Annotated in this window: 29 protein-coding genes and 1 riboswitch; of the genes, 20 read left to right on the top strand and 9 right to left on the bottom strand. The window is 36.8% G+C overall.

Going from position 1 to position 26,427, the window contains the following annotated elements:
• Window positions 1-92 precede the first annotated feature (92 nt).
• The 5 genes from ACE1MS_RS12000 to ACE1MS_RS11980 are packed head-to-tail and all read left to right on the top strand — an operon-like array spanning window position 93 to window position 3,616.
• A complete protein-coding gene (locus ACE1MS_RS12000; protein WP_012294623.1) occupies window positions 93-1,088 on the top strand; it encodes an ABC transporter substrate-binding protein in 996 nt (331 codons plus the stop codon).
• 1 nt (window position 1,089) lies between these two features.
• Complete coding sequence (locus ACE1MS_RS11995; RefSeq protein WP_012294622.1) at window positions 1,090-1,383, top strand: thiamine-binding protein; 294 nt, start codon at window positions 1,090-1,092, stop codon at window positions 1,381-1,383.
• Window positions 1,380-2,153, top strand: a complete 774-nt coding sequence (locus ACE1MS_RS11990) for an ABC transporter permease (protein WP_099805888.1) — start codon at window positions 1,380-1,382, stop codon at window positions 2,151-2,153. Before ACE1MS_RS11995 ends, ACE1MS_RS11990 begins: the two co-directional genes overlap by 4 nt.
• Window positions 2,128-2,877 carry an ABC transporter ATP-binding protein gene (locus tag ACE1MS_RS11985; protein ID WP_012294620.1) on the top strand — a complete coding sequence of 250 codons (750 nt, stop codon included), beginning with the start codon at window positions 2,128-2,130 and terminating at the stop codon, window positions 2,875-2,877. Before ACE1MS_RS11990 ends, ACE1MS_RS11985 begins: the two co-directional genes overlap by 26 nt.
• A complete protein-coding gene (locus tag ACE1MS_RS11980; RefSeq protein ID WP_099805887.1) occupies window positions 2,867-3,616 on the top strand; it encodes a TatD family hydrolase in 750 nt (249 codons plus the stop codon). The genes ACE1MS_RS11985 and ACE1MS_RS11980 overlap by 11 nt, the downstream gene beginning before the upstream one ends.
• A 60-nt stretch (window positions 3,617-3,676) precedes the next feature.
• Here the strand turns inward: ACE1MS_RS11980 and ACE1MS_RS11975 are convergent, their stop codons facing one another.
• The 5 genes from ACE1MS_RS11975 to ACE1MS_RS11955 form a co-directional block, all read right to left on the bottom strand.
• Window positions 3,677-3,853 (bottom strand): hypothetical protein, encoded by a 177-nt coding sequence (locus tag ACE1MS_RS11975; protein WP_227256847.1) that lies wholly within the window; start codon window positions 3,851-3,853, stop codon window positions 3,677-3,679.
• Between the two features lie 92 nt (window positions 3,854-3,945).
• The gene (locus ACE1MS_RS11970) at window positions 3,946-5,490 is read right to left on the bottom strand and encodes a solute symporter family protein (RefSeq protein WP_036163773.1); all 1,545 of its coding nucleotides are present in this window, start codon (window positions 5,488-5,490) and stop codon (window positions 3,946-3,948) included.
• Window positions 5,491-5,498: 8 nt separating this feature from the next.
• Window positions 5,499-5,837, bottom strand: a complete 339-nt coding sequence (locus ACE1MS_RS11965; protein ID WP_031416022.1) for a DUF485 domain-containing protein — start codon at window positions 5,835-5,837, stop codon at window positions 5,499-5,501.
• Between the two features lie 481 nt (window positions 5,838-6,318).
• Entirely contained in the window at window positions 6,319-7,872 is a 1,554-nt protein-coding gene (locus ACE1MS_RS11960; RefSeq protein ID WP_031416021.1) for a solute symporter family protein, read from the bottom strand.
• Window positions 7,873-8,208: a DUF485 domain-containing protein gene (locus tag ACE1MS_RS11955; protein ID WP_012294615.1), complete on the bottom strand. Its 336-nt coding sequence runs from the start codon at window positions 8,206-8,208 to the stop codon at window positions 7,873-7,875.
• Window positions 8,209-8,794: 586 nt separating this feature from the next.
• Here ACE1MS_RS11955 and ACE1MS_RS11950 point away from each other — a divergent pair.
• The 4 genes from ACE1MS_RS11950 (at window position 8,795) to ACE1MS_RS11935 (ending at window position 11,764) form a co-directional block, all read left to right on the top strand.
• On the top strand, window positions 8,795-9,391 hold the full coding sequence (locus ACE1MS_RS11950) for an SCO family protein (RefSeq protein WP_012294613.1): 597 nt from the start codon (window positions 8,795-8,797) through the stop codon (window positions 9,389-9,391).
• 317 nt (window positions 9,392-9,708) lie between these two features.
• Window positions 9,709-10,356 carry a type A chloramphenicol O-acetyltransferase gene (gene catA, locus ACE1MS_RS11945; RefSeq protein WP_036163740.1) on the top strand — a complete coding sequence of 216 codons (648 nt, stop codon included), beginning with the start codon at window positions 9,709-9,711 and terminating at the stop codon, window positions 10,354-10,356.
• 127 nt (window positions 10,357-10,483) lie between these two features.
• Window positions 10,484-10,981, top strand: coding sequence for a DinB family protein (locus tag ACE1MS_RS11940; protein WP_031416019.1), 498 nt, complete (start codon window positions 10,484-10,486; stop codon window positions 10,979-10,981).
• A gap of 357 nt (window positions 10,982-11,338) precedes the next feature.
• A complete protein-coding gene (locus ACE1MS_RS11935; RefSeq protein WP_031416018.1) occupies window positions 11,339-11,764 on the top strand; it encodes a YfmQ family protein in 426 nt (141 codons plus the stop codon).
• A gap of 322 nt (window positions 11,765-12,086) precedes the next feature.
• On the opposite strand, the gene ACE1MS_RS11930 is transcribed toward ACE1MS_RS11935, so the two are convergent.
• Window positions 12,087-12,362, bottom strand: coding sequence for a YqhV family protein (locus ACE1MS_RS11930; protein WP_012294608.1), 276 nt, complete (start codon window positions 12,360-12,362; stop codon window positions 12,087-12,089).
• Between the two features lie 365 nt (window positions 12,363-12,727).
• Here ACE1MS_RS11930 and ACE1MS_RS11925 point away from each other — a divergent pair, with 365 nt between their 5' ends.
• Complete coding sequence (locus ACE1MS_RS11925) at window positions 12,728-14,083, top strand: FAD-binding oxidoreductase (protein ID WP_036161765.1); 1,356 nt, start codon at window positions 12,728-12,730, stop codon at window positions 14,081-14,083.
• A gap of 304 nt (window positions 14,084-14,387) precedes the next feature.
• Here the strand turns inward: ACE1MS_RS11925 and ACE1MS_RS11920 are convergent, their stop codons facing one another.
• Both ACE1MS_RS11920 and ACE1MS_RS11915 read right to left on the bottom strand, forming a co-directional pair.
• Window positions 14,388-14,999 (bottom strand): hypothetical protein, encoded by a 612-nt coding sequence (locus ACE1MS_RS11920; protein WP_012294606.1) that lies wholly within the window; start codon window positions 14,997-14,999, stop codon window positions 14,388-14,390.
• A gap of 146 nt (window positions 15,000-15,145) precedes the next feature.
• On the bottom strand, window positions 15,146-15,349 hold the full coding sequence (locus tag ACE1MS_RS11915; RefSeq protein ID WP_447402359.1) for a hypothetical protein: 204 nt from the start codon (window positions 15,347-15,349) through the stop codon (window positions 15,146-15,148).
• A gap of 253 nt (window positions 15,350-15,602) precedes the next feature.
• Here ACE1MS_RS11915 and ACE1MS_RS11910 point away from each other — a divergent pair, with 253 nt between their 5' ends.
• From ACE1MS_RS11910 to ACE1MS_RS11865, 10 genes are all read left to right on the top strand, one after another.
• Window positions 15,603-16,151 (top strand): DUF6143 family protein, encoded by a 549-nt coding sequence (locus ACE1MS_RS11910; RefSeq protein WP_447402358.1) that lies wholly within the window; start codon window positions 15,603-15,605, stop codon window positions 16,149-16,151.
• A 422-nt stretch (window positions 16,152-16,573) separates the two neighbouring features.
• The gene (locus ACE1MS_RS11905; RefSeq protein WP_012294603.1) at window positions 16,574-16,900 is read left to right on the top strand and encodes an ArsR/SmtB family transcription factor; all 327 of its coding nucleotides are present in this window, start codon (window positions 16,574-16,576) and stop codon (window positions 16,898-16,900) included.
• Window positions 16,893-17,951 (top strand): ACR3 family arsenite efflux transporter, encoded by a 1,059-nt coding sequence (arsB, locus tag ACE1MS_RS11900; RefSeq protein WP_036161760.1) that lies wholly within the window; start codon window positions 16,893-16,895, stop codon window positions 17,949-17,951. Before ACE1MS_RS11905 ends, arsB begins: the two co-directional genes overlap by 8 nt.
• A gap of 12 nt (window positions 17,952-17,963) precedes the next feature.
• On the top strand, window positions 17,964-18,380 hold the full coding sequence (gene arsC, locus ACE1MS_RS11895) for an arsenate reductase (thioredoxin) (RefSeq protein WP_447402357.1): 417 nt from the start codon (window positions 17,964-17,966) through the stop codon (window positions 18,378-18,380).
• Between the two features lie 330 nt (window positions 18,381-18,710).
• Window positions 18,711-20,066 (top strand): NAD(P)-binding domain-containing protein, encoded by a 1,356-nt coding sequence (locus tag ACE1MS_RS11890; RefSeq protein WP_447402356.1) that lies wholly within the window; start codon window positions 18,711-18,713, stop codon window positions 20,064-20,066.
• Between the two features lie 97 nt (window positions 20,067-20,163).
• On the top strand, window positions 20,164-20,406 hold the full coding sequence (locus ACE1MS_RS11885) for a hypothetical protein (RefSeq protein ID WP_447402355.1): 243 nt from the start codon (window positions 20,164-20,166) through the stop codon (window positions 20,404-20,406).
• A 668-nt stretch (window positions 20,407-21,074) separates the two neighbouring features.
• Window positions 21,075-22,142 carry a DUF4085 family protein gene (locus ACE1MS_RS11880; RefSeq protein WP_447402354.1) on the top strand — a complete coding sequence of 356 codons (1,068 nt, stop codon included), beginning with the start codon at window positions 21,075-21,077 and terminating at the stop codon, window positions 22,140-22,142.
• A gap of 186 nt (window positions 22,143-22,328) precedes the next feature.
• Window positions 22,329-23,384, top strand: a complete 1,056-nt coding sequence (locus ACE1MS_RS11875) for an ankyrin repeat domain-containing protein (RefSeq protein WP_447402353.1) — start codon at window positions 22,329-22,331, stop codon at window positions 23,382-23,384.
• 166 nt (window positions 23,385-23,550) lie between these two features.
• Window positions 23,551-24,312, top strand: a complete 762-nt coding sequence (locus ACE1MS_RS11870) for an alpha/beta fold hydrolase (RefSeq protein WP_447402352.1) — start codon at window positions 23,551-23,553, stop codon at window positions 24,310-24,312.
• The gene (locus ACE1MS_RS11865; protein ID WP_447402351.1) at window positions 24,309-25,154 is read left to right on the top strand and encodes a DUF2785 domain-containing protein; all 846 of its coding nucleotides are present in this window, start codon (window positions 24,309-24,311) and stop codon (window positions 25,152-25,154) included. Before ACE1MS_RS11870 ends, ACE1MS_RS11865 begins: the two co-directional genes overlap by 4 nt.
• A 397-nt stretch (window positions 25,155-25,551) precedes the next feature.
• Here ACE1MS_RS11865 and ACE1MS_RS11860 read toward each other — a convergent pair whose 3' ends face one another.
• The gene (locus ACE1MS_RS11860) at window positions 25,552-25,698 is read right to left on the bottom strand and encodes a YrzI family small protein (RefSeq protein WP_080695201.1); all 147 of its coding nucleotides are present in this window, start codon (window positions 25,696-25,698) and stop codon (window positions 25,552-25,554) included.
• Window positions 25,699-26,244: 546 nt separating this feature from the next.
• A riboswitch (cobalamin riboswitch) is annotated at window positions 26,245-26,423 on the top strand.
• The last annotated feature ends 4 nt before the right edge of the window (window positions 26,424-26,427 follow it).

Genomic DNA, 26,427 nt, shown 5'->3' with positions numbered 1-26,427 from the left:
AAGCAATATCTTACCAACCGTATAATACGCTTTCTTCTGGTGACAACATTCATTCATGAACACTTTCATATTACAAACTGGGAGGACCTAGCATGAAAAAATGGTTATTTATCCTATTAGCTACTCTATTGACGTTAGTAGGCTGTAGCGACAAGGAGGACAAGCAGTCTGCTGATACAAAGAAAAAGGTATCAGTGGTACTCGATTGGACACCGAATACGAATCATACAGGATTGTATGTTGCGAAAAAGCTCGGTTATTTTGAAGAAGTAGGCTTAGATGTTGATATTATAATGCCAGGAGAGGCAGGAGCCGATCAGCTCGTAGCTTCTGGTAAGGCAGAATTTGGCGTGAGTTATCAGGAGGGCATTACACAGGCTCGTGTTCAGGATGTGCCACTTGTCTCGATAGCGGCCATCATCCAGCATAATACATCTGGATTTGCTTCTGTAGCGTCAAAGGGTATTACCTCTCCAAAGGACTTTGAAGGAAAAACATATGGGGGCTGGGGAGCACCTCTCGAACAAGCGGTATTACAATCATTAATGCAAAAAGAAAACGCTGATATTAATAAATTAGACATTGTCAATGCGGGAGATTTAGATTTCTTTACGATGATGAAAAAGGACATCGACTTTGCTTGGATTTATTATGCATGGACAGGTATTGAGGCAGAGCTTCGTGGGGAAAAAATTAATATGCTGTATTTAACGGACTATAGTGATCAGTTAGATTACTATACACCTGTTTTAGCAACCAATGAAAAAATGATTCAAAACAATCCAGACAGCGTCAAAGCTTTTGTTGCGGCTGCATCGAAGGGCTATGAATATGCCATCGAGCATCCGAATGAAGCGGCTGATATTTTACTAGAAGCGGCACCAGACTTAGATAAGGAGTTAGTGCATAAAAGTCAAGAGTGGTTGGCTGATAAGTATCAGGATGACGCTAATCAATGGGGGGAGCAAAAGCTTTCTGTGTGGGAAAACTATGCTAAATGGATGTCGAGTAACAAAGTGTTAGAGGGCGAATTTGATGCTAAACAGGCGTTTACGAATGAGTTCCTACCGAAAAAGGAGGCCAATTAACATGGCAAATTCATTAATCAGTGTCCAAATCATTCCGAAGACAGAGAAATACGAGGATGTCATTCCTTATGTGGATGCGGCCATTGCGGTTATTGATGCATCTGGTGTGAACTACGAGGTTCATCCCCTTGAAACAACAATGGAAGGTGAGCTTACAACGCTTCTTCAAATCATTGAAAAAATGAATGTTAAGATGGTCGAGCTAGGAGCCATTAATGTCATTACACAAGTAAAAATTTTATATCAACCAAATGGGATTACCATGGCTACATTAACGGAGAAATATCAGTCATGAAACGGGCATTACAAAAGGGAAGGACGATAATGTTTATCGCCTTCCTCTTATTCATATGGGAGCTGGTTGTGCATATCGCTGATGTTCCTCCCTGGCTCCTACCAGCACCAAGCATAATCTTAAAGGAAGGCTTTCAATCATATCAAACGTTTCTGCCACATGCTCTGGCTACTGTGGAATTAGCTTTACTTGGACTTGCTATTGGGGTTGGCTGTGGTCTAACCGTGGCGATTGTTTTGCATCGTTTTACTTTCATTCGGTCGTTATTTTATCCGATTCTCATTATGTCGCAAAATATACCCATTCTTGTATTGGCGCCGTTACTTATTATTTGGTTTGGCTTTGGCTTATTACCAAAGCTCATCATTATTTGTCTAGTATGCTTTTTCCCTATTGTCATTGCGGCAATGGACGGTTTTCGTCAAACAGCACCCGAGTTAAAGCATTACTTCGAAATGATTGGAGCAACGAAGGCCCAAACGTTTTGGAAATTAGAATGGCCACATGCCTATCCGGCAATTTTCTCGGGCATAAAAATTGCTGCTACCTATAGTGTAATGGGAGCAGTTATTGCGGAATGGCTTGGTGCAAAAAAGGGAATAGGCGTATACATGACCTTAGCACAATCTTCCTTCCGTACAGATCGAGTGTTTGTCGCCATTTTTGCGATTGTCTTGCTAAGCTTATTGTTGTTTAGTAGTATCCGCTTGCTTGAAAAATTAATGGTAAAGGGGAGAGGTTATCATGCTCAGCATTCAAAACATCGCTAAATCGTTTGACAGTCTACATGTACTTGACCATGTTTCCTTTGATGTCAAGGATGGTGAGTTTGTGGCCATAGTAGGACCATCTGGCAGTGGTAAGAGTACCCTTTTTCAATTAATTGGTGGGGTCTCTTTGGTTGATCAAGGGACGATTTTATTAAATGGAGAGGAGATTCAGCAAAAAAGAGGAGCAATTGGCTATATGCCACAGCAGCCTTGTTTACTTCCTTGGCGTACTATTTTAGAGAATGTAACAATTGTCGAGGAATTACAGCAAAATCCAAATGTTGAACGTGCAAAAGGTTGGCTTGAAAAGGTGGGGCTTGCTTCCTTTAGTCAAGCTTACCCATACGAGCTCTCGGGAGGGATGCAACAACGTGTGTCTTTTATCCGTGCCATTGTCAGTGATAAACCTATTTTATGTCTAGATGAACCATTTTCTGCGCTTGATGAATTTACAAGACTGGAAATGCAGGCATGGCTCCTGTCCATTTGGGAAGAGCATAAAAAATCTATATTATTCGTCACACATAGTATTGAAGAGGCCCTCTTTTTAGCCGATCGTATAATTGTTTTATCGAAACGGCCTGCAACAGTGAAAAAAGAAATGATTGTGCCATTTGAGCGCCCCCGCAAAGAAGAAATTCGTCATTCTGCCACATTCACAGCCTTGAAGCAACAGTTATTCACGTATTTACAGGAAGAAAAGGGGGATTTGAATGTTGATTGATGCCCATATTCATTTAGATCAATATAAGGACGTGGAAATACCTTCATTATTGGCAGAAGTAGAGGCATTAATTGCGGTAAGTATGCAGTTGTCCTCCTGTCAAAAGACGTTGCATTTAGCGAAGGTCTATCCCAAGGTGAAGGCGGCTTTTGGGTTTCATCCTGAACAGCCTTTACTGGATGAAATAGAAGAGAAGGCTTTATTTGATTGGATTCGCGCGCATCGTGATAACATGGTAGCGGTTGGTGAGGTCGGTTTACCCTATTATTTAAGGCAAGAACAAGCCTTGGATGTTCGTCCATATGAAGCTTTATTGGAACGATTTATCGTATTTGCTAAGGAATTGGGCAAACCGATTGTGTTGCATGCTGTATATGAGGATGCTAGCATCGTGTGCGATTTGCTAGAAAAGCATCAGCTTTGTCAGGCTCATTTCCATTGGTTTAAAGGGGACGAGGCAGTCATGAAACGCATGATTCGGCGAGGTTATTTTATCTCTATTACGCCTGATGCCTTGTATGAAGAGGAAATTCAACAGCTAATTCAAATCTACCCGATTGACTTAATGATGGTAGAAACAGATGGCCCATGGTCGTTTGAGGGACCTTTTACAAATAAACCAACGTCTCCGTGGATGATGCATTCGACGATTGAGGTGATTGCAGCCATCAAGGGATTGTCTATTCAGCAAGCGGCTAAAATTATCACTCAGAATACAAAAAACTTTTATCGACTTTAAGGTAACGTGGCAATTGCCACTTATGTTTTCTACAATAATAAAAGCAGTATAGGATATCAATTAGTTATCCGTATACTGCTTTTTATGTTTAGTAAAATCATGCATCAATTTCTCTGTTTTTGTTTTGGTGGTGCGTTCATGTGTGCTGAAGGAATTGGATTGGCGATTTTTCTCTACATCCTTGCCAGCAGTTCTTTTTATATGCATCCGCTTCTTTTTCGCCCTAGATTGAGCCATTTTCATTCCCTCCTTTTAACAATTATAGTAACGAAAATGAATGAAAAAGTAAAACCTCGTAAGAAAGAACTTACGAGGTTTATGAAATCGATTTAGTGAGATACGTCCTGTACAGAAATACCTGTGTTTGCTTTAACGTCAACTTCACGATATTTTGCATCATCAGTTTCTTTAGAAAGTAATGTGCCGATGAAACCACCAAGGAAACCAAGCGGTACAGAGATTAAGGCAGGGTTCGTTAACATAATTAACGGATCACCAACAAAAATCGCCTTGCCTTCAACTGGATTCCATACGTTTGGTGACATAGCTACTAATACTAATGCAGAGATTAAGCCTGTTAACATCGCTGTAACAGCACCAGCTGTATTAAAGCGTTTCCAATAAATTGTGTAAATAATAACTGGAAGGTTAGCGGAACCTGCAATACAGAATGCTAAAGATACTAAGAATGCAACGTTTAATGTTTGTGCACCAAGAGCTAATAGAATAGATATTACAGCGATTGTAATCGAGCCAATACGAGCTGCAAGAACTTGCTCTTTTTCAGTAACTTTACCCTTTTTAATGATTTGACCATAAATATCATGTGATAGGGCAGAGGCACCTGAAAGTACAAGGCCTGCTACTACCGCTAAAATTGTTGCGAATGCTACCGCACAAACGAATGAGAATAGAATGTCGCCTCCTAGTGCTTCTGCAAGAAGAGGGGCTGCCATATTACCTGCAGCGTTAGCCGCAATAATATCTTCTTTTCCAACGAATGCTGCTGCACCGAAACCTAAGAAAATGGTTAAAACGTAGAATATACCTACAATCCAAGTTGCCCAAATAACAGATGAACGAGCTGTTTTTGCATCTTTTACTGTAAAGAAACGCATTAAGATATGTGGAAGACCAGCAGTACCTAATACTAATGCAATTAACATTGAAATTGTGTCAAGTCCCTCTGTATATTTTAGACCAGGATTTAAATAAGCAGCACCATTATCAGTCACTGTAGACATTTCTTTGAACATTGTTGCAATACTGAAGCCAAACTCTTTTAATACTAAGAATGAGATAATCACTGTACCTAGCATTAAAAGACAAGCTTTAATAATCTGAACCCATGAAGTCGCTGTCATACCACCGAATAATACGTAAGTTGTCATCATGAAACCTACGATCAATACAGCTACCCAGTAGTCGATACCTAAAAGTAATTGAATAAGTGCTCCTGCACCAACTAGTTGTGCAATCATGTAGAATAAAACAATGGTAATAGTGCTTAAAGCAGCTGTTCCACGTACTTTCGCATTATTGAAACGCGCTGTAATCATGTCAGCTAAAGTGAACTTTCCAAGGTTACGTAATGGCTCAGCAACGATGTATAATACCACTAAGTAAGCGACTAAATAACCAATAGAGAAGAAGAATCCGTCAAATCCAAATAGTGCTACTGCACCTGCAATCCCTAAGAAAGAGGCTGCCGATAAATAGTCACCTGCGATAGCTAGTCCATTTTGCCAGCCTGTTAAGCCCCCACCAGCTGTATAGAAGTCACTTGCAGAAGAAGTTCGTTTAGATGCCCACCATGTGATAACTAATGTTAAACCAACAATGGCTACAAAGAAGAATATGGCTGTAAAGCTCATTCCGTTATTCATCGGTGGCCACCTCCGTTCTCGTATTCTGCGATAATTGCTTTAGCTTCTCTGTCAAAGCTATTTGCTTTAGCTACATATAAATGACATAACCCCCATGTCATAATGAATAGCCCTGCGGAATAAATCCACACCCAAGTAATTTCCCCAAATGCCTTTTGGTGTAGAATTGTTGTGTACGATGTCAGAATTGGTAACAACATGTAGGCCAATAAAAATATGGCAGTCATAGACCAAAGAAAAGAGTTCTTTCTACGTACAAGAGACTTAAACGATTCTTGGTTTGCAATTGCATCATAGTCAATCACGACACCTTTTTTTGCTTGATTGTTCGCCATTAACATTCCCCATTTTGTGTATATTTTTTCTGCCTTAAGACTTGATTTTGCTAGTTTAGTGAATTCACATTCTCATTTTATGAAAGAGTTCACAAAATTGCAATACATTTCAGAAAAATTATGTAAAAAAAATTTTTCTGAAAATAGTCCTGAAAGAGAAAATAACCTCCTAAATCAAGAATATATAGGGTTTTAGAATATTCAGACAAATAAATGAAGCAAAGAGAAATCTAGATTCTTAACAAAAAAAGAACGATAAATTTATAAAAATGCCTAGATTTTTTATCCATATTTAAATACTATTGCCTTAGTGAAAATTGGTTTTTTTCTGTATTTTGGAAGTCAAATAATATTGTTCGATAAGTAAATTGCTAGTTGTGGAATAACAAAAAAGGCGAAAAACTCGACCAAAAATCGAATTTTTTGCCTATTTTTTTGTATATTTTGAATTTCGGTTCATTATGCATAAGGTGCATAAAAATTAATGTGAAATATCAGATACAGAAACGCCAGTATTCGCTTTTACACGAATTTCTTTATAAATACGCTCGGCCTCTTCAGTCGGTACTTTACTAGATGAAAGGACTGATCCCAAATAACCTGCAATAAAGCCTAATGGAATGGTAATAATGGCCGGAACAGCTAGTGGTACAAGTGGCTTACCAACAAAAATAGCTGCACCTTCAACAGGACTCCATACATTTGGTCCCATCGCTCCTAAGATTAAACAAGAAATTAACCCTGTTAGCATGGCTGCTACAGCACCAGTAGAATTGAATTTCTTCCAATAGATAGTATAAAGAATGACAGGTAAATTTGCGGAAGCACCAATACAAAACGCAAATGACACTAGAAACGAAACGTTTAAGCTTTGTGCAAACAGCGCCAAAACAATAGAGACAATTGCAATGGAAATAGAGCCTGTACGTGCTGCAACTACCTGTTGCTTTTCTGTTAATTTTCCACCTTTCATAATTTCTCCATATATATCATGTGAAATCGCGGATGCTCCTGTTAATACTAAGCCAGAAACGACGGCTAAAATTGTTGCAAAGGCTACAGCCCCAATAAATGCCATTAACACATCACCGCCTAAATAATGTGCGAGTAGTGGAGCAGCTGTGTTACCAGCCTTACTTTCAGCTAAAATTTGATCGAGACCGACAAAGTTTAACGCGCCGAATCCTAAAAATATAGTTAACGAGAAGAAGATAGCTGTAATCCAAGTTGTCCATGAAATAGAAGAACGAGCTGTTTTAGCATCTTTTACAGTAAAGAAGCGCATTAATATATGTGGTAAACCGGATGTTCCTAAAACTAGGGCCATCATCATAGAGACAGAATCAATCGTGCTTGTGTATTTAATTCCTGGTACAAGGAATTCCTCCCCATGATCGACTGCAATTGTGTCAAACATTTTCATTAGAGAGAAATCAAACTTCACTAATACTAATGTTGCTAATAAGCCTGTCCCGAATAATAGTAGACTAGCTTTAATAATTTGCACCCAAGACGTCGCTGTCATGCCACCGAATAAAACATAAGTAGTCATCATTACACCGACAATTAACACAGCAACCCAATATTCAATGCCGAACAGTAGTTTAATCAATGCGCCTGCACCTACAAGCTGTGCAATCATATAAAGAATCACAATAATAATCGTACCTGATGCAGCTACGCCACGAATTCGCTTTTCATTAAAACGAGCCGTTAACATGTCAGCTAGTGTATAGCGGCCTAAATTGCGCATAGGCTCAGCAATAACGTATAAAAGCACTAAATTGGCTACAACATAGCCCACTGAGAAGAAGAAACCGTCAAAGCCAGTTAAAGCAATCGCACCCGACACCCCAAGAAATGCCGCTGCTGATAAATAATCACCAGCAATGGCAAACCCGTTTTGCCATCCCTTTAATCCGCCGCCAGCTGTGTAAAAATCAGCTGCTGAGGAAGTGCGCTTTGCTGCAATATAGGTAACAACGAGTGTTAAACCAACAATAGCTAAAAAGAAACCAACGGATACAATATTCATTTAGTTACCACCTTTCGTTTGATACTCGGCTAACACAGCAGCTGCAGCTTTATCGAATGAAGCAGCTTTTTTTACATATACTGTACAGAGCACGATAGTCATCACAAATAATCCAGCTGAGTACACCCATACCCCTGTAATATTTCCGAAGAATTTTTGTTGTAGTACAGGCTGGAATGCGAGGATTGGAAGTAGGATATAAAGAATAAGAAACAGTGCTGTAATCGAAAAAAGAAAGGTGTTTTTCTTTTTCACAAAACTATTGAACGATTCCATAGCCTCGATTGCATGATAATCAATAGGTTGTGCTTGTTTTTTACTAGAAACATTCGCCATTATTATTCCCCCTAAAGTTATATATTTCTGTTTTAAACGACATATTTCTTTTTCGTTCGTCGTTATATTCACTTATTTTATGGGGGATATTCTTATAATGCAATACTAAATTTTGAGTTTTTATAATTTTTAGTCATTTCATTTTTATGGTAATAACATAGAAATATTAAGGATTTAATAGAGAAATATTGTTTGAAAGAGAGTGATTATTTTTATTGATATAATATTCTTAAAATAGCTTGCTGCTAATAAAAATGATTGCGGGAGAAAATTTGCACTTAAAAGAGAATTTTCTGTATTTTATTATTCTGCTATTAAAATTCCAGATTCATAATAAGGTGAAGAATCGTTTGTTATATAACAATCGTTATTTTCTTTGGGAAATAACGAAAATAATAAAAAAAAGCTATGAAAAAATTTCTGAAAAAGGAGAGCTATTCGGAAGAATAAGTATGATGGAGTTCCAAAATTAGTTAATGTTCACAACTTACACAAAATGCATTGCTTGCGGAAGTTCATTATCTTGTATTTGGTATCTAGAATGCATAAAATAAGGTGAAGAAATGAAGGGATGTGTGCAATACAAATGAAAAAGAAAAGCATACTGCTAGTTTTAGTACTAGCAATCAGTAGCATTTTAGCTGCTTGCGGAAGTTATAAATTTGAGCCATCTTTAAACATTGAGGTTCAAGATTTTAATGTAACCAATCAAAAAAATGAACAGGTAAGCCTGGATGATTTAAAGGGCAAGCCGTGGTTGGCTATGTTTATTTTTACAAACTGTACAACAATCTGTCCGCCCATGACATTTAATATGACAGAGGTACAGCAGGCACTGCAGGATGAAGGCCTTGAAGATTATCAAATTGTTGCATTTAGTGTAGATCCAGAAGTGGATAAGCCAGATGTATTAACAAACTACCTAAATACGTATAACGTTGCAGATGAAAGCAAGTGGCAGCTACTAACAGGTTATCAGCAAAAATTTATCGAGCAATTTGCACGTAAATCATTCAATTCTTTAGTCAAAAATGATCCTAACTCAGACCAAGTCATACATATGTCGAGCTATTATTTAGTGAATGCAGACGGCACAGTTGTAAAAGACTATGATGGCGCGACGAACGTACCAGTTGAAACAATCGTTGGAGATATGAAGGCACTTATTAAGGAGAGCAAGTAACGCAGAGGTCCATGGGACTTCTGTGTTTTTTTGTGGTCTAGGGAGTCTCCTTCAAAAATGGATTCGTCTCCATTTACTTTCTCAATATTGCATATTAAATGTTATGTATATACGCAAGTAAAAGCCCCTCTCGAAATTCGGTTTTTTACGACAAATTTTGCTATTAAGAAGCTCTAGTATTATGATGATAATTGACTATCCCATCACATATCCTTATACTGTTCTCATATTTCATTTAGAAAAAAGGATGATTTAAATGAAAAAAGCAGTGAAAATTGCCTCCTAAATCCAATAAAACATTTTAGGAGGCGTAAAAAATGGAATTTAATTTGATTGACCGTGAGAATTGGCACCGCAAAGAGTATTTTGAACACTATTTACAACAACAAACAACCTTTAGTATAACGAATGAAATTAATATTACTGTTTTGATGGAGAATTTAAAGAAAAAGAATTTTAAGCTATATCCCGCGTTTATTTTTATGATGACTAAAATAGTCAATGCTCATCAAGAATTCAGAACTAACTTTAACGAAGAAGGGCAATTAGGTTATTGGACGGAAATGTTACCATCTTACACAATTTTTGAAAAACAGTCGTGCACATTTTCTTGCGTTTGGACATCCAATTTAACTCCATTTTCTGAATTTCACAAACAATACGAGCAAGATGTAGATATGTATAAAGGTACAGGTCGAATGTTTCCAAAAATGCCTGTGCCAGAAAACAATATCCCAATCTCTATGATTCCTTGGTGTTCCTTTACTGGATTTAATTTGAACATTCATAATGGTGGAGATTACCTACTACCAATTATAACCGGCGCTCAGTATACGCGTATAAATGGGGAGTACCACCTACCAATCTCCCTACAATTTCATCATGCCGTTTGTGATGGTTATCATGCAGGTATCTTTATGAATGAGCTGCAAGGACTTGCTGATAATAGTGCGGAGTGGCTATAGTTTTTTTATGAAAGAAGCTGTGATTACAGCTTCTTTTTATTGCCGTAAGCATAAAGCCAAGTCTAGTGAGAGCTTTCTATTTGAATGGAATTTATAGTATGCTAACCAAAAGGGAGGAGAGGAATCTATGATTAAACAACTGATTATCGGCGACACATTGCATGAATTAGCCGCTACACGCCGCATTTTGGAACGTTTGCCTGAGGAGCACCTGTCGTGGAAGCCGCACGAGAAATCGATGACACTTGGTGGGTTAGCCACACATTTAATCAACTTACTGAACTGGCAAATCGCAATACTTCAGCACTCAGAGTTTGATCTTTTGACAGTACCGCTGAGAAGGGAGCCAATAGATAAGCAAGCTTCCATTCTGAATGAATTTGATGAAAACGTAGACAAGCTTGAAAAGTTGCTAGCTGAATGTAACGAGAAGCTGCTTGCTGAAGAATGGACATTACGTCAAGGTGAACATATCATCCGCAGTCAGCCACGAGCCATGGCGTTCCGTACCTTTGGATTAAGCCATATGATTCACCATAGAGCGCAAATCGGAGTATATTTACGCCTTCTCAATATTCCGGTGCCCGGCAGCTACGGTCCCTCGGCTGATGAAGAAGCACCATGAATGAAGTTTCTTAATTCGATAAGAGCAGAATCTTAATCTACCAATGATAAAAAGGAATGTCCAAAACGAATTGTCTTAAAAAGGACAAAAAGTTTTGGGCTTTTTATATTTTGCTGGATTAATAGGGTATTAGAAGTATTAGATTTACTTCGATACATGACATACCAGAGATGTTATTAGTACATAAGTGGATGGTCAAAAAAATTAAAAATTGGAGGGTGATAAATAATATAAATCCCTTATCATTGAAAGGTGGATGATAAACATCAATATAGCGTAATTACTGATTAATGAGAAATGAAATTATTAATATAGTAGTAGCTATTAAGAAAAAATAGCTGAAAGAGTTGATAGGATATGACAACGGGATTGATAATTACAATAGTGATTGGATCTATTATTAAATTGTTAATGAGCCCACCAAGTATAGCTGTGGCGTGGCTAGTAAATAAATTTGAGCTTCATAAAGAACTCGACTCAAAAGAGGTTACGATCTCATTTAAGGGAAAGAATTTAGAAGAGAGAGAAAAAATAAGATTTATAGACTTTTTTAACAAAGCTATCTTTTTGAAAAAATATTATATATTTCCGGGCAATGAAAAATTATTTTTACAGCCTGAGACGAATGTTACACCTTTTATCATCAACTTAAAAAGTGGTAAAAAAGATGTGAATTTCTTAATTTTTCCCTACGACAATCATGTGGATGTAGTCAGGAAGCGTAAGGAGAAAGTGATTTCATATAGTCTAAGTTCAGAAAGTCTACAAAACTTCACTATTTAAACTTCTAATGCGATTTTCGAAAAAATAGGGATTTGGTCGTACTTCGGTTATCGGTGCGAAATCCCTTTTTTTATACGAAATTATAGAGGGATAGAATAGGACATAGTTTTGTAGTGAATGTACTTGGTATCTTAATGGGTATTCTGGATGATGCGTTCAATGTTGCTTCTATCCTCCAAAGGCTTCTACAAGAAGTGATTCATATAAAATTAGAAAATGATGGGACGGTTTGAGGTAGATGTTATGACTTTTTAAAGAGAAGAGTTAGTTTTAATATATAAGGGCGCTTTCCTGGAAAGTGCTTTTTTAGATTCATTTATTATTACTTAATATGTGAGCTTATTATAATAAGGGTAATTCCCGTAAATAGGCAAATGATTCTCGTCACAGGAATTTTATCAGCTAATCCAAATAATGCAATTGCAGTCGTGACAATTAAAACGGTTGGGCCAAACAAAGCAAGCATTGTATTAATATAGAATGCTTTTTCCAAGTTATTCAGCTTCAGCATTAACAATCCAGCACTAACTTCAATACTTCCAGATAATACACGTAAAATAACCATAGCAAGAAGCGATTTATCAATTATTGTCATCATCCTATCTTTATAGATAATTTTCGCTTATTTTATAATTTCATGATTAGGCTAATAATAGACTCCTGTTTTCAAGCAATATTAAAATCAATATATGTAGGATTCATATTTAATATTCTTTTTATCTGATACTTTAAAGTTATTAAGTTAATAGGTAAATTTCTAGTTTTATTGTAGGTAAGGTTAGAATTTATCCTAATTACAAACAAATTATTAATAGTATAAAAATCTACTTGTTTTCGAGCACAACTTTTGAAGTGATTGATACCCCTGAGAACTTCAATCATACGTCCCTAATACCTACACCCTTTTGAAGCCAAAGAATACGATAATAAAAAACTATTATTGTATTAGTAGAGGTGACTGAAATGGAACAAGATTTTAAGCTTTTAAAAGGATTAACAGGTGAAGTGATAACGATAAAAAATCCTAATTATGATGAAGCACGACAAGAATGGAATCGAGCTAATCAGAAATTCCCGCTGGTAATTGTATATTGTGAAATAAAGCAGGATGTTGTTAACGCCGTTCTTTGGGCACGTAGACATTGCATCGGAATTCGCATTAGGTCGGGTGGACATCATTATGAGGGATATTCCTCTGGTGATTTTGTATTGGTAATTGATATAAGTCGCTTAAATGCAATGAGTTTGGAGAAAAAGGAAGATGTATTAACAATCGAAGCAGGAGCAAAAAATTCAGACGTATATGATTTTATAGGTTCAAATGGATATGTTTTTCCAGGGGGAACTTGCCCGACCGTTGGAGTTTCTGGCTTTACACTGGGTGGAGGTTGGGGATTCTCCAGTCGACTTTATGGTCTAGGGTGTGACAGTTTGATTGAACTTGAATTGGTAGATTTTGAGGGAAGAATCATAAAGGCAAATAAAAATTGCAACTCTGATCTTTTCTGGGCTTGTCGTGGTGCTGGTGGAGGTAATTTTGGGGTGGTTGTAAGCATGACTTTTCAGTTACCAAAACCAATAAAAGGCCCTGTCACATTAATTAGATTCTTTTATGTAAATACTACAAAGGCTAAGCAACTAGAAGTTATGGATATTTGGCAAAACTGGTTACCTGAATTGGATAAACGAATGACTTTGGTTGCAAGCTTTTATAACACGGAGGAAGAAGGGTTAGGTATTTTTGCAACAGGATTTTTTTACGGTTCTTCAAGATTGGCAAAGAAAATTTTACAACCTTTTGCAAAAATAGAGGGTTTTCGAATGAACTTAGAAGAATTATCCTTTCTAGAAGCAGTGAAAAGGGTAGAGGCAACTTATCCACCGTTTGAAAAATTTAAATCAACGGGTAGGTTTGTTCAAAGGAGCTATACATCCGATGAGCTCGAAAATATTGGAAGACTTGTGGAAAGCCCTCCCAATGGTTCAGTTTATGCAGCTATATCCTTTTATGCACTAGGGGGAGCAATCAATAACATAGATAAAAATGAAACGGCCTTTTACTATAGAGATGCCAAATATATCATGGGCATTCAGTCTGTATGGATAGACGATAGGTATGCTAAGGGAAATCAGGAATGGGTTCGTGAACGCTTTGAAATTATTAAAAAGATGACAAAAGGTTCCTATGTGAACTTTCCCATTAGTCATCTTAAAAATTTTGAGAAAGAGTATTTCGGAGGCAATGCACAGAGGTTGAATCGAGTAAAAAGTAAGTATGATCCCTTGAATGTATTTAGGTTTCCACAGGGGTTAAAGTAAAATAGAAAATTAGGATAGATTTTAAAATGATAAAAGTAAAGTGAACACCAAATTAACACTACACCACAGTTTAGTAGTTACTACTAACTGTGGTGTAGTTTTGCTGGGGCCAGTTTAGCCATCCCTCAGCTCTCACTCAGTTCCATTCAATAGCGAATAATGGTTCGATGTGAAACCCCGTATTTCTTTGCAATCTCCTGAGTGGTTCATTATGGATTATAAATATTTTATACATACAATGATTGAAGGAATAAATAGAACTCAATCACCTTCATTATCCTAAATAACAGTAGGTGAAGTTGAATTATTTTTTAGTTACTATATGAATACCTGCACTTGCAGTACCAATTAAATTAACTGGGAAGTTTACCATTATTGATGAGATATAAAATACCATTAATAAACAATCTCCAACTGATATAGATAAGGGTGAAATATTACTTGATGCGAAAGCAATTTGTCCGAAGGTTACTACTGGTAATGTTATAGGGGGAGTTAAATCAACAAAGGCACTTGTACCAGTGAACATATTACTTCCAACGGGTGCATGAAAAATTTGAGCTCGGATTGTAACAGATCCTTCTACTAAAGGTAATGATCCTAATGGAGAAAATGACGCTGAGATAGCTGTAATGTTACCATCACTAGGAACTGTGAAGGCTTCACTCGTGTTTCCATTTAAGTTAATGACATTATTTATAATCGAAACGGTATTTGCAGTACCGAACCCTATACTACTTGCAAGTCCAACTAGAGCTTGAATATGTGATGTTGAATTTCCAGTTGAGAATGCAATTATAGTGTTATCAGTAGGAGAAGAAGGGTTTATACAGTTGGTTTCTGTAGCCATAAATGGTCCGGAGTTATCGCATGCTCTAAATGTTGACAATCTACTATTATACCGACAATTATCCATACAAGAACTTATCCCCTCTCTATTTATAATATGTAGTAAAGAGTATTAGACATGAACAATCACCTTATGTATGGATATTTTAATGTAGTAAAAACACTGATACTGGTCTGTATTTGGTAGTGTTCTAGGGAAAAGAAGCACCTCTTTTATTTCATTAAACATGCGAATAATGAATCGCTGCTCTTGTGATAATGGTGGTTGCGATGGTCCCAGAGTAAATAGGTTTTGGTGGCTAAAAAAATGGGTATACGGAAAAAAGCACTCGCTGCCTCATTGAAAGCATCTACAGCTTTATAAAATTGATCTATTTCATTATTAGTAGCATTTTTTCTAGTTTTATTCTCACTCAATTTTTTATCACCTCCTCTCCATAACTTATTCATAAGTTATGGAGAGGAGGGGTGTGTTTACATACAAAGTTCACTATTCATTTTTGTATTCATGAATAATTTTAAATAGATATTTAATTCTAGAGTTATATTTTTTCATGAAAAAATATAATGAAGCTAATTATTCGTCTGTTCAACATTTTTGTTTCAGAAAAATCTTTATCTGCACATTTTATATTAATTTACATAAATTGTAGAAAGGAGTGTTGTTCTTATGATGAATCATGATCGAATGATTAAGGCTGTTAATATACCTAATCCATTATATCAATCATTACAGGGGAGATATTTTGTAGGACAAACTGAAGCGATTTGTTTCGGACAAGGAAAAAATGCTTGGGGTAGTTTAAGTAACCCCCATCATTCAAATGTAGATCTATTTGTCAATGCGTTTACCATAACGAATCACTCAAATCAACCTTTTGTAGCTGAAATCTGGTTTAAAGCAATTCCACCTGGAAATCCAATGGTTTCGAAAAATGTGACACCTTCAAACACAGCCATTTCTCCACTTCCAAAGCCGGAGGTGAACATCAAATTTGCTGAACTTGTTAATGGACTACCTAAGAATGGAATCAATGCGTTTAAGCGAATAGTACCCCCGCAAAGTACTTTAGTTAGTGATGAAGATGGAAAATATATTTTCCCATCGGGTGAATCATTTGTCATTTTTTTAGTTGCACCAGACAATGAATATATTGAGGCAGAAGTTGCATTTGGATGGTTTGAAAAAACGGTTAGGAAAAAGAAAATTATTAACTAAAATTCGAATATTAATATTTACTTAGTTCATATTTTAATAAAAGAGTTCTGACGGTGGATGCTTAACCTTCTTACTTATAGAAGATTTTCCATTAGAAATAACTCCGAAAAAATGGAATAGCCTTGTGTATTCGCACCAAAAAAACAGGTATCTATAGGTTTCGTTTCAGGATGAATATGTACTTTGGTCAGACAGTAATGGAATAATGGTTAAACAAAACAAAGCACAGTAACTAAGAAGCGGTGCTTTGTTTTGTTTACAACACAATAATTTTTAATATCTATAAAAATTTTTATTGCAATTTCCAATCAGTGTACATAATATAAGTGTATAGTTATATAAAAATTTATTCACCTGAATTGGTTAGGTGATTTTATTTAAAATAATATATAAGTAAATAGTTATATAAGGAGTGCAGATACATGGAAAATACACTAATTGAAAAACAATTAAAAGCAGCAGCAGATTTGAATCGCATTAAATTACTTGCATGCATGAAAAATGGGGAGGTATGTGTATGTGATTTTGTGGAGGTGTTAGGAATATCACAACCAGCCGTTAGTCAGCATCTACGAAAATTAAAGGAGGCAGGCATTATTACGGAACGAAAAGTAGGGACTTGGAAACATTACCGTTTAGTAGAGGATCAAACGCCACTGATGAAGGGGATTTTAGAACAAATTCAACCTTTAAACGGGTGCAACTGTGGCACAGATTGTTGCCATATAGGAGGGACTGATCATGCGTAATGAATCTTTAACCAAACAGCTTTCTTTTCTAGATCGTTACCTTACCCTTTGGATATTCGTTGCAATGGGTATCGGTGTCGTATTAAGTATCACCATGCCCAATATCGGCGAAGCATTAGAGGCCATGTCTATTGGTACAACGTCCATACCGATTGCAATAGGGTTAATTGTTATGATGTATCCACCATTAGCGAAAGTAAAATATGAAGAAATGTGGCGCGTGTTTAAGGATTGGAAGGTGCTTTTGCTATCCCTTTTTCAAAACTGGTTACTCGGACCGTTCTTAATGTTCTTTTTAGCCATCATCTTCCTGCATGATTATCCTGAATATATGGCTGGACTCATTATGATTGGCTTAGCTCGCTGTATAGCAATGGTCATTGTATGGAACGATTTAGCCCGTGGAGACCGGGAATACGTCGCTGGACTCGTTGCTTTTAACTCCATCTTTCAAATCGTGACATATTCTATTTTTGCTTATTTTTTCTTAAATGTATTGCCTGGTTGGTTTGGTTTAGAGAATTTCCATGTATCCATTTCTATGTGGGAGATTACTAAGAGTGTACTTATTTACTTAGGTATCCCGTTTGCTGCAGGGTTCCTCACACGATGGATAGGGATTAAAACAAAAGGGAAACAGTGGTATGAAGAAAAGTTCTTGCCAAAGATTTCACCACTTACTTTAATTGCACTGTTATTTACGATTATGATGATGTTTGCTTTAAAGGGTGAGCAATTAGTAGAACTGCCACTTGATGTAGTGCGAATTGCTATTCCATTATTTATTTACTTTGTGGTGATGTTTGCTGTGTCATTCTTCTCTTCTCGTAAAGCAGGTGCTTCTTATCCTGTCACAGCAGCTCTTTCTTTTACAGCTGCAAGTAACAACTTCGAGCTAGCGATCGCCGTGGCAGTTGGCGTGTTTGGCCTTCACAGTGGCGTGGCATTTGCTGCTGTTATTGGTCCACTTGTAGAAGTACCTGTTCTCATCGGACTTGTATGGGTTGCCTTACGTTGGCAGAAAAAATACTTTAAAACCGTTGAATTGTAAGGAGCAATTTTTATGACAAATACACTTTATTTCTTATGTACGGGGAACTCATGCCGTAGTCAAATGGCTGAAGGGTGGGCAAAAAAAATACTCCCTCCAAATTGGACTGTAAATAGTGCTGGGATCGAAGCACATGGCGTAAATCCGAAGGCCATTAAAGCGATGGCAGAGGTAGGGGTTGATATTTCGGATCACACATCAGATTTAATTGATTTTGAGACATTAAACAATGCCACAGTAGTTGTTACGTTATGCGGGGATGCCGCTGATAAATGCCCAATGACTCCACCGCACGTACGTCGTGAGCATTGGGGATTTGAAGATCCAGCGAAAGCGACAGGAACAGATGAAGAGAAATGGACTGTATTCCAAAATGTACGTGATGCAATCGGCAAACGCATTGAGCAATTTGTAGCTGATGAGCTGTAATTGAATGGAAGATTAAAAATGACAGTGATTCATGCTAGCGTATGAACTCTAGACTATTTTATCGCTTATTTAATAGTTATTATGAATAGTAGAGAGCACACATTGAGTCAGGCCAAAGAGTTCGCTTTTGATTTTTTTGAAGAAGCCTTGGATTGTTACGGCGCTTCGACAAGGTTGCAATTTAAAAGTGCTGTAAAAGAAATTGATAAACGATATGTGAAATGTGTTAATTACACATGCAAAGTTTAAACGTCTAGCTAACTGCTAGACGTAAAAAATATATTATATATAAGAGAATGCTTATATAAAGAAAAAGAGGAGAAGGTAATAATGAAAACACTAAATATAATCAACCAAAATGGCTCTTGTTGTACTACTAAAAAGGATATTGAAGTACAGAAGAGTGTTAATAAATCCAACAAGAATTTACCGATTGTCATAATTGGCGCAGGTCCTATTGGATTAGCTGCAGCTGCTCATTTAGTGGAACAAAAGCAAGCATTTATTTTACTTGAGGCTGGGCGTGAAATAGCACACAATATTCGTACCTGGGGGCATGTTACACTATTTTCACCATGGCGATATAATATTAATAAAGCAGCTAAAGCTTTATTAGATGACTCCGGATGGGTAGCACCTAATTTAGATACGTTACCGACAGGACATGAATTAATTGATCTTTATTTAAAGCCTTTTTCTGAGCTAGTACAAATGAAGCCGAACATTCAGTTGAACGCAAAAGTAGTAGGGATTTCACGACAGTTGAATGATAAGATGAAGACGAAAAATCGAGTTGAACAGCCCTTTACTATTTATATTGAACAAGAGAATGACATCCGTATGATTGAGGCGAGAGCAGTTATTGATGCAACGGGTACATGGGGAAATCCCAACCCAGCAAATTCTACAGGTGTATGGCTACAAAGTGAAAAGGCATTAGCCAATCACATTGAATATGGTATCCCAGACATTGCTACGAATACTAAGAGATATGCCAATAAGAAGGTTGCAGTTATTGGAGGTGGTCATTCAGCTATTAATACATTATTGGCGCTTGCAGAATTACAAACAGAGAATCCTGCAACCAAGCTAGTGTGGATTATGCGTAAAAAGTCTGTAGAAGAAGCCTATGGTGGCGAAGAAAAAGATGCATTAGCAGCCCGTGGCACACTTGGTATTCGCATTCATGAATTAGTGGATACAGGTAAGATTGAAGTAATAACACCTTTCTATATCTCACAGGTGAATAAAGTTGAGAACATCCATATTGTTGGTGCAATGAACGGAGAACAAAAAGTATTAACAGGATTTGAAGAGCTTATTGTCAATGCAGGAAGTAGACCAGACCTTTCAATTAACAGTGAATTACGGCTTTCCATTGATTCAGCAACTGAAAGTGCGCATTCCTTAGCACCATTAATTGATCCAAATGTGCATAGTTGTGGCACAGTAAGAGCACATGGAGAAGAAATTCTACGCCAACCAGAAAAGGACTTCTATATAGTCGGAGCTAAAAGCTATGGACGTGCACCAACTTTTTTAATGGCAACAGGCTACGAACAAGTTCGTTCCATAACAGCTTTTTTATCAGATGATGAAGAAGCTTCAAAACGTGTGGAATTGGAGTTACCTGAAACCGGTGTATGTGGAATAAATCTTGCCGGTCCATCAAATTCATGTTGTTAATGATTCCGACTGTTAGCGAAAGCTAGCAGTCCTTTTAAAATAATAAGGAGGGAATTAGGATGGACACACTCATTATTCGTAAAATGGAAAAGAAGGATTGAAAGAGGAATTACAGATTGATAAAGAAGGAATCGAAACAGGGTTGGCAACCTTTAAAATAATTGTGCCAAGTGAACAGGTAAGGGATGAAAGACAACATGCAACATTGCGTTTTGTTGCAGAAGAAGACAATAGGGTAGAGGGTTGGATTGGCATTTCCCCTGTCTCTACACTGTCGTCTACGATGCAACATGAAAAGATAAATCGAGGAATGACGTTTATAGAATTAGAATTTCCCTAACATTGTAATGCCGCATTAACTACATCAAGTTGTATGTGTAAAAAATCGCTTGAAAAGTGCAAAATATCTCCTGAAGCAACCTGTCCTAAATTAGAACGGGTTAGCTTTATAGATGATTATAAAAATAATTAGCTATTCGCTACAGTGTTATATAACCCTTATCAAACTATATGGAGAAAATAATTAAAATGGGTCTTATGCTTAAAGAAGTACTTGTGTAGAAACTTTCTTAAATATAGAGCTGGGTATAGAAATAAAATTACATACAACTACGAGCTTTTAAATGGCTGAAAATTTGGTATTATTTGGTTTGGTGGGCTGTTTTTTTGAAATGAGGAGATGTTATTTTTTTAATGGGTATGGGCGTGATTATTTCAATAGCTGCCGTGATGGCTTGTGGCAAAAATAAATAATGTTTTAAGAAATAGTACTAAATTCACTACATATTCATTTTAGATAAATTTCCAAAACCAAATTTTGAATTCAATGAAATATTCTTTAAACAGCTATTTATGCAATACATAAACAGGTCTACTATAAGTACTTTTCAAGAGTATGCTGAGTGTGTACTCAGCATAGAAACCTGTATATTAGACACTTTAAAACTACATTTTTTTATCGTTCATATACTTTAAATAATAGGCATTACAGCTAAAAGGAGTGGGATGATGTTTTTCTTAACACGTGAACGTCAGGAAGTATTCAACGCAGCACAAACATATCCATTTGAAGAGGAGTTCGATGGCGAATTTGAAGATCATTTATACGAGTATTTAACTGCGTATATAGATGTCTTACCACAAAAGTTTCAATCCGGAATGATTGAACGAACTCTATTTGGAAATGATACTTTAATGAAAGAGTTTCAAGAGTGGTGCAATGTGACAATTGAGCAGTTCATAACTAAGAGTAATGCTATTTATGAAGAGCGTGAATCAATTGTGGAAAGCTTTCATTCGTCTGCAAAAACTGTTTTTTCACAATCATTGCACGATGGAGAAATTTTGAATGCTGAGCAACAAGGAAATAATTTTATGCTTTTATTAGATATGAGTAACGGGTTTACAGTCGAGTCAATGGTCCAATTAGTTTTTCATGATGCCCATATAGAGGGTGATCTTGAAGGCTATTACGTGTATGACGAACTAATAAAGTTTGAAGGTAGATATGCCTTACGAGTTTTATCTAGCTTTGGTAGCCCTTATGCTGAATGTACGATTTTCTTCAAAGATGTGACAGCAAAATACTTGTATCGTCCTGCAGTTTATATTGAACCAGGAGGAGTCGCTACGTGGGATGATTATGTTATTGCACTAAACCTAGATGATAAACATTATATTGTAAAAGATACGCATTTTGTAGAGATTAATATGGCTAATATTTCGCAATCGGATAATGGGATTTTTGCTGGAGGAGTATTACTAGGTGATACTTTTGAGGAGGCAAGAGAGCGGATTTATTGTGCTACTTATGAAGATCCATATGCTCATTTTAGTGAGCCTATACCGGCTGATGAGCTGTTATCTGCTATGTTTGATTTAGACCAAAATATACGTGTGCGTGCCTTCAACACAATCTTTGCATTAGGAAAGGATGCCGCATATATCGCTAATGATGTGCTTCGTAAAGTCGATATAAACACAGATGAAAATATGTATTTTAATATTATTGCCAACCATTTCAATCAACTCGGTTGTTTAGAGGAGGATGTAAAACTGAAATGGCATAGTGAATAAGAAGAGTGCTGTTCAAAACGTTCAGTGATTGAACAGCCTTTTTTAGTATTATGGATAGTTGACACAACCAATCCCTCCTCCATGCCAAAAAAGAAATTAAAACATGGTAAAATATAGAATGGTATATAGTTAGTAAATGACGTGATGAATTGTATTCAAAAATCTAATGTGAGGAGGAAAATACATATGGCGAGGAAGAGAAAAACGTTACCGAAAAATTTTAGTGAACTAATTGAAGCAGGTGATATTGCGGCATTACAAGAGGTATTTACCAAATGCGAGCTAGATGCATATGGCGGTTATAGTAAAACAACAGCCTTAAGCTTTTTCGATGTACCGGATGAATTGGTTCGCTGGCTGGCGGAACAGGGAGCAAATATAAATGCGAGAGACAATTACAAAAGAACAGCTTTACATAATCAGGCAATAAATTGGCGGGGGAATATTGAATTGCTTCTTGAGTTAGATGCAGATATAGAAGCCTTGGATTATCAAAATGAAACACCTTTATTTGCTGCGGCTGCTTTTTTTAAACCAAATGCGGTGCGCACATTGGTTTCTAAAGGAGCAAATATAAGCGCGGTAAATATGTTGAATGAGACGCCTTTGGACAAAGCTTTAGCAGTATGTAGAAATATAAATATTGTTGATCTAGTGGAAGTTTCTGAGATTTTTTTGAGCGCAGGTATAGCTGTAACGCCGGAAATGAAAAATTCTATCAAGCGAATTGGAAAAGACTTTGAATTCCATAGACAAGGTTTAAATAAAGAATATTTGAAAGAAACGGATGAGGCACTTTCCCGTCTTTATGAGCTATTTGATGTTTCACCTGTAGAGAAGCGAAAAACGCATGATGGTAAGTCTAAAATAACAGTATGTACAAAGGGCTGGCAGGCACAACATAATGAACTTTGGGATTTACTAATTCCTTCGCAAGGACATGCCCAAACTGTACAAGGAGAGGTTATTCGTATTACTGGTAAAGTCTCATACGAAATTTTACATAATGGCGGCATCAACTGGGATAATGATTTTCGTAAAATGCTCAAAAGTTTGAACCATTACATTAGCTTAGGTACACCATTACATCCCGCTGCACTCCAGGAATCTATCACTTTAGCGAAAGAACTTTACAAAGGTGATGGAGATAAGGAGCCTGCGAGACTATGCGAGTTAGCAGTGCAATGGGTACTTAGCAATCCAAATCCAATTATTTTAAAACAACCCGAATATAAGCGCTAACATATTTAAAGAATCCAATAACCATTTTTATAAACAATACTATCCCCTTTTTCTAAGCACTTAACGGCAATGAAGGGCTTTGGAAAATTACCCCTTAGTTGCATAAACGGACCTTTTTATTGTAGAAATAATAATGTAAAGCTTATAGTTTAATTAGGTGATTAAAATGACGATACGACATAAAAAGATAATCAATTTCTATAATAGGCGTATACGGTTCAATAAATATCGTAAAAATACACCCAGCGTAATCTTTATTGCCGGGTTAGGCGATAGCCATGAAACAAGGAAAAAGGTCCAAGATCGAATATCGGAAGAAACGTCAACCTTGTCCTATGACAAGGCGGGTATTGGCAGGAGTCAAGACGTAGCTGTTACGCGAACTTGCTGTGATCTTGTTGAGGAGCTCTCCGAATTGGTACAAGCGCTTGATGTGGAGAAGCCTTATATATTAGTAGGCCATTCCTTTGGTGGATTGGTCGCCAGATTGTATACCAGTCTTTATCCGCTGGACATCTGTGGTATGGTTTTGGTTGACGCTGCACCGGAATATAAAGAACTTGCCTATGAAAAGGTTCTACCAGAAAATCTACTTGCAGGAAATAGGGAATATTTCGAGAACCCTATGTTAAATAGTGAGAAAATTGATAAAATACAGAGTTATAAGCAAATCGTTGATTATTCAAACCAAAGTGATATCCCTCTCTCAATTATTACAAGAGGTTTACCCGATACTAATGAAAATGAAGGTGGATGGCCCTCACAAGAAATATTAGGAATTGAACAAAGTCTACAAGCAGAATTCCAATGGCTGTCAACGTCTAGTAAGTTCCGGATTGCTAGTCGTAGTGGACATTATATACATCATGATGAGCCTGATATTGTAATAGAAGAGATTATATTCATGTTAAAGGAGATGGGAAAATGAGCGACATAAGGTTTAAACTTATGGAGGATTTACAAAGAATTGAGGAGAATGCGTATCAGTTAGGCGAAGGTGAGCAGCATCAAGATTTCTTACCTTTGTTACTTCAATATATCGGTGATCCTCAGCCAGAATTGCGGGATAACTTGATTTATCCGATGTTTTATATGTGGATTAAGGAAGAGAATAGGTTCAGTGAAGAGGAGTTGCGTAGTCTCTTAACTGTTCTGACGGATGAGAACCATTTGTTCTATAAAATTGGCAGTGAGGAGGATCAGTCAGTTTTTACAAGGACGTTTTCTGCCTTGCCTATCGCTTTGATTATACAACGCCACAGACAGAATCCATTTTTAACTCAAGAAGAAATTGAGCAATTAATGCGAGACATGCTCCGTTATTACAAGGAGGAGAAGGATCTGCGGGGTTACCTTTCAGTAGGAGGCTGGGCTCACAGCGCGTCTCACGGTGCAGATGTTTTTGTTGAGCTGGTGCAGTGCGAGGAGAGCAGCGTTGCAATGCTTCGTGAGGTGCTTGTCGCTATATCTAGCATGCTCCATAATGAAATACATATTTTTAGTGATGAGGATGATGAGCGGTTGGTCAATATCGTGGATACAATGATTGACAAAGAATTACTTCCACATCAAGAAATTGCTGATTGGATTAGCTGCTTAGCGCAATGCTGCAATTTGCCGAGAAGTCGCAGTCAGGTGATTGCTCGCGTGAACTGCAAGAATTTTTTACGCAGTCTCTATTTCAGAAGGGGACAAGATAGCCGAGGAAATGAGCTTAATACTGCCATACTTGGCACTGAGGCAAAATTAAACAGGTTTTCTATCAGTTAAAGGATTAAGGGGTTGTCCTAATCCTTGGATTTGGCTGAGAAGCGCTGTTTTTTGTTACATGGATGGCTAATGGAGTAGAATAATTGAATTAGGCTAAATTGCTACATTCAATTTTAGTATCGAGGAATTACGCTTTGTAGAATTAGAATTTTTCGAACATTGTAATGCCGCATTTTCTTAAACTACAACAAGTGGTATGTGTAAAAAATCGCTTGAAAAGTGCAAAATATCTCCTGAAGCAACCCGTCCTAGATTAGAACGGGTTAGCTTTACAGGGATTATAAAATATTACTTCATCTGGTGGTTGTGTCTTTCTCCAGCCATAAAACTGCATATCGTCTTTTGATCATATAAATCATTTCTATTCCCACCTTTCCTGTTTTTTGAAATTACAACATTAATATTGACGAATACGAATATAATTTTCTACTTTTCTTCTGTTCTCTTCAAAGATTTTTTTCGCATTTTCATGTTGAAGTGCTTTTTCAATAGAAATCTCACGTTTTGTAATAGTTATCGTAAGAGCAAAAATGTTTAACATCATTTATTATCACCTCCTTAAATTACCATGAGGAATGAAAAAAACCGCAGAGAGACTCCTCTACGGTGAAAAAAGACACAAAAATACCGCAGGGGCACACTTCTCCCTGCGGTATGGGTATACTTAATTACAAAAAACTTAAGCGATCCATTCCGATCTGGTCGAATGTGTGATTTTCATTTTTACTGAAGTTGTAACTACCAATGACTTTAATTTAGCGATAACGAACATTTCATTCGACCTCCTTAAGAATTTTTTACTTTGTAAGTATATCATTTTTTAAGTTGTTTGTAAACAACTTTTACTAAGACTTCCTGATTGTGTAAAAGTCTAGAAAAATTCTTTGCTGCTTTACATTGTTAGTTATCTGATTTTTTGGGGTAGCGAATAGTAGAAATAGTAGTCTTAAAGCCAACAAACATCATTAAGGCATTATCACTAAGGGTAAGGGTCAAGTTGTTGACAATTAAAAACAAAGTAAATAGATAAATTTTTATATAAAAACAATTTCTACTATTCTGAAATATATGGTATAGTAGGGGTATAACTGAATATAGTGTAAGAAATGGTGCCAGATGAAAGTTTGGCTTAAAAGGGAAGTCGGTGCAAATCCGACGCTGTCCCGCAACTGTAATTCGGAGCAAATCACAAATGCCACTGGGAAACTGGGAAGGCTGTGAGACGTGTTGATGAGAAGCCAGGAGACCTGCCAATTTCTAGTACACACCAAAT

This window comes from Lysinibacillus sp. fkY74-1, from assembly GCF_053165895.1.
This window is presented reverse-complemented; position numbering and strand designations above follow the sequence as displayed.

Coding starts and splice junctions, on each gene's coding strand:
- ACE1MS_RS12000 (WP_012294623.1), top strand. CDS start 93: ATGAAAAAATGGTTATTTATCCTATTAGCTACTCTATTGACGTTAGTA.
- ACE1MS_RS11995 (WP_012294622.1), top strand. CDS start 1,090: ATGGCAAATTCATTAATCAGTGTCCAAATCATTCCGAAGACAGAGAAA.
- ACE1MS_RS11990 (WP_099805888.1), top strand. CDS start 1,380: ATGAAACGGGCATTACAAAAGGGAAGGACGATAATGTTTATCGCCTTC.
- ACE1MS_RS11985 (WP_012294620.1), top strand. CDS start 2,128: ATGCTCAGCATTCAAAACATCGCTAAATCGTTTGACAGTCTACATGTA.
- ACE1MS_RS11980 (WP_099805887.1), top strand. CDS start 2,867: ATGTTGATTGATGCCCATATTCATTTAGATCAATATAAGGACGTGGAA.
- ACE1MS_RS11975 (WP_227256847.1), bottom strand. CDS start 3,853: ATGGCTCAATCTAGGGCGAAAAAGAAGCGGATGCATATAAAAAGAACT.
- ACE1MS_RS11970 (WP_036163773.1), bottom strand. CDS start 5,490: ATGAGCTTTACAGCCATATTCTTCTTTGTAGCCATTGTTGGTTTAACA.
- ACE1MS_RS11965 (WP_031416022.1), bottom strand. CDS start 5,837: ATGGCGAACAATCAAGCAAAAAAAGGTGTCGTGATTGACTATGATGCA.
- ACE1MS_RS11960 (WP_031416021.1), bottom strand. CDS start 7,872: ATGAATATTGTATCCGTTGGTTTCTTTTTAGCTATTGTTGGTTTAACA.
- ACE1MS_RS11955 (WP_012294615.1), bottom strand. CDS start 8,208: ATGGCGAATGTTTCTAGTAAAAAACAAGCACAACCTATTGATTATCAT.
- ACE1MS_RS11950 (WP_012294613.1), top strand. CDS start 8,795: ATGAAAAAGAAAAGCATACTGCTAGTTTTAGTACTAGCAATCAGTAGC.
- catA (WP_036163740.1), top strand. CDS start 9,709: ATGGAATTTAATTTGATTGACCGTGAGAATTGGCACCGCAAAGAGTAT.
- ACE1MS_RS11940 (WP_031416019.1), top strand. CDS start 10,484: ATGATTAAACAACTGATTATCGGCGACACATTGCATGAATTAGCCGCT.
- ACE1MS_RS11935 (WP_031416018.1), top strand. CDS start 11,339: ATGACAACGGGATTGATAATTACAATAGTGATTGGATCTATTATTAAA.
- ACE1MS_RS11930 (WP_012294608.1), bottom strand. CDS start 12,362: ATGATGACAATAATTGATAAATCGCTTCTTGCTATGGTTATTTTACGT.
- ACE1MS_RS11925 (WP_036161765.1), top strand. CDS start 12,728: ATGGAACAAGATTTTAAGCTTTTAAAAGGATTAACAGGTGAAGTGATA.
- ACE1MS_RS11920 (WP_012294606.1), bottom strand. CDS start 14,999: ATGGATAATTGTCGGTATAATAGTAGATTGTCAACATTTAGAGCATGC.
- ACE1MS_RS11910 (WP_447402358.1), top strand. CDS start 15,603: ATGATGAATCATGATCGAATGATTAAGGCTGTTAATATACCTAATCCA.
- ACE1MS_RS11905 (WP_012294603.1), top strand. CDS start 16,574: ATGGAAAATACACTAATTGAAAAACAATTAAAAGCAGCAGCAGATTTG.
- arsB (WP_036161760.1), top strand. CDS start 16,893: ATGCGTAATGAATCTTTAACCAAACAGCTTTCTTTTCTAGATCGTTAC.
- arsC (WP_447402357.1), top strand. CDS start 17,964: ATGACAAATACACTTTATTTCTTATGTACGGGGAACTCATGCCGTAGT.
- ACE1MS_RS11890 (WP_447402356.1), top strand. CDS start 18,711: ATGAAAACACTAAATATAATCAACCAAAATGGCTCTTGTTGTACTACT.
- ACE1MS_RS11880 (WP_447402354.1), top strand. CDS start 21,075: ATGTTTTTCTTAACACGTGAACGTCAGGAAGTATTCAACGCAGCACAA.
- ACE1MS_RS11875 (WP_447402353.1), top strand. CDS start 22,329: ATGGCGAGGAAGAGAAAAACGTTACCGAAAAATTTTAGTGAACTAATT.
- ACE1MS_RS11870 (WP_447402352.1), top strand. CDS start 23,551: ATGACGATACGACATAAAAAGATAATCAATTTCTATAATAGGCGTATA.
- ACE1MS_RS11865 (WP_447402351.1), top strand. CDS start 24,309: ATGAGCGACATAAGGTTTAAACTTATGGAGGATTTACAAAGAATTGAG.
- ACE1MS_RS11860 (WP_080695201.1), bottom strand. CDS start 25,698: ATGATGTTAAACATTTTTGCTCTTACGATAACTATTACAAAACGTGAG.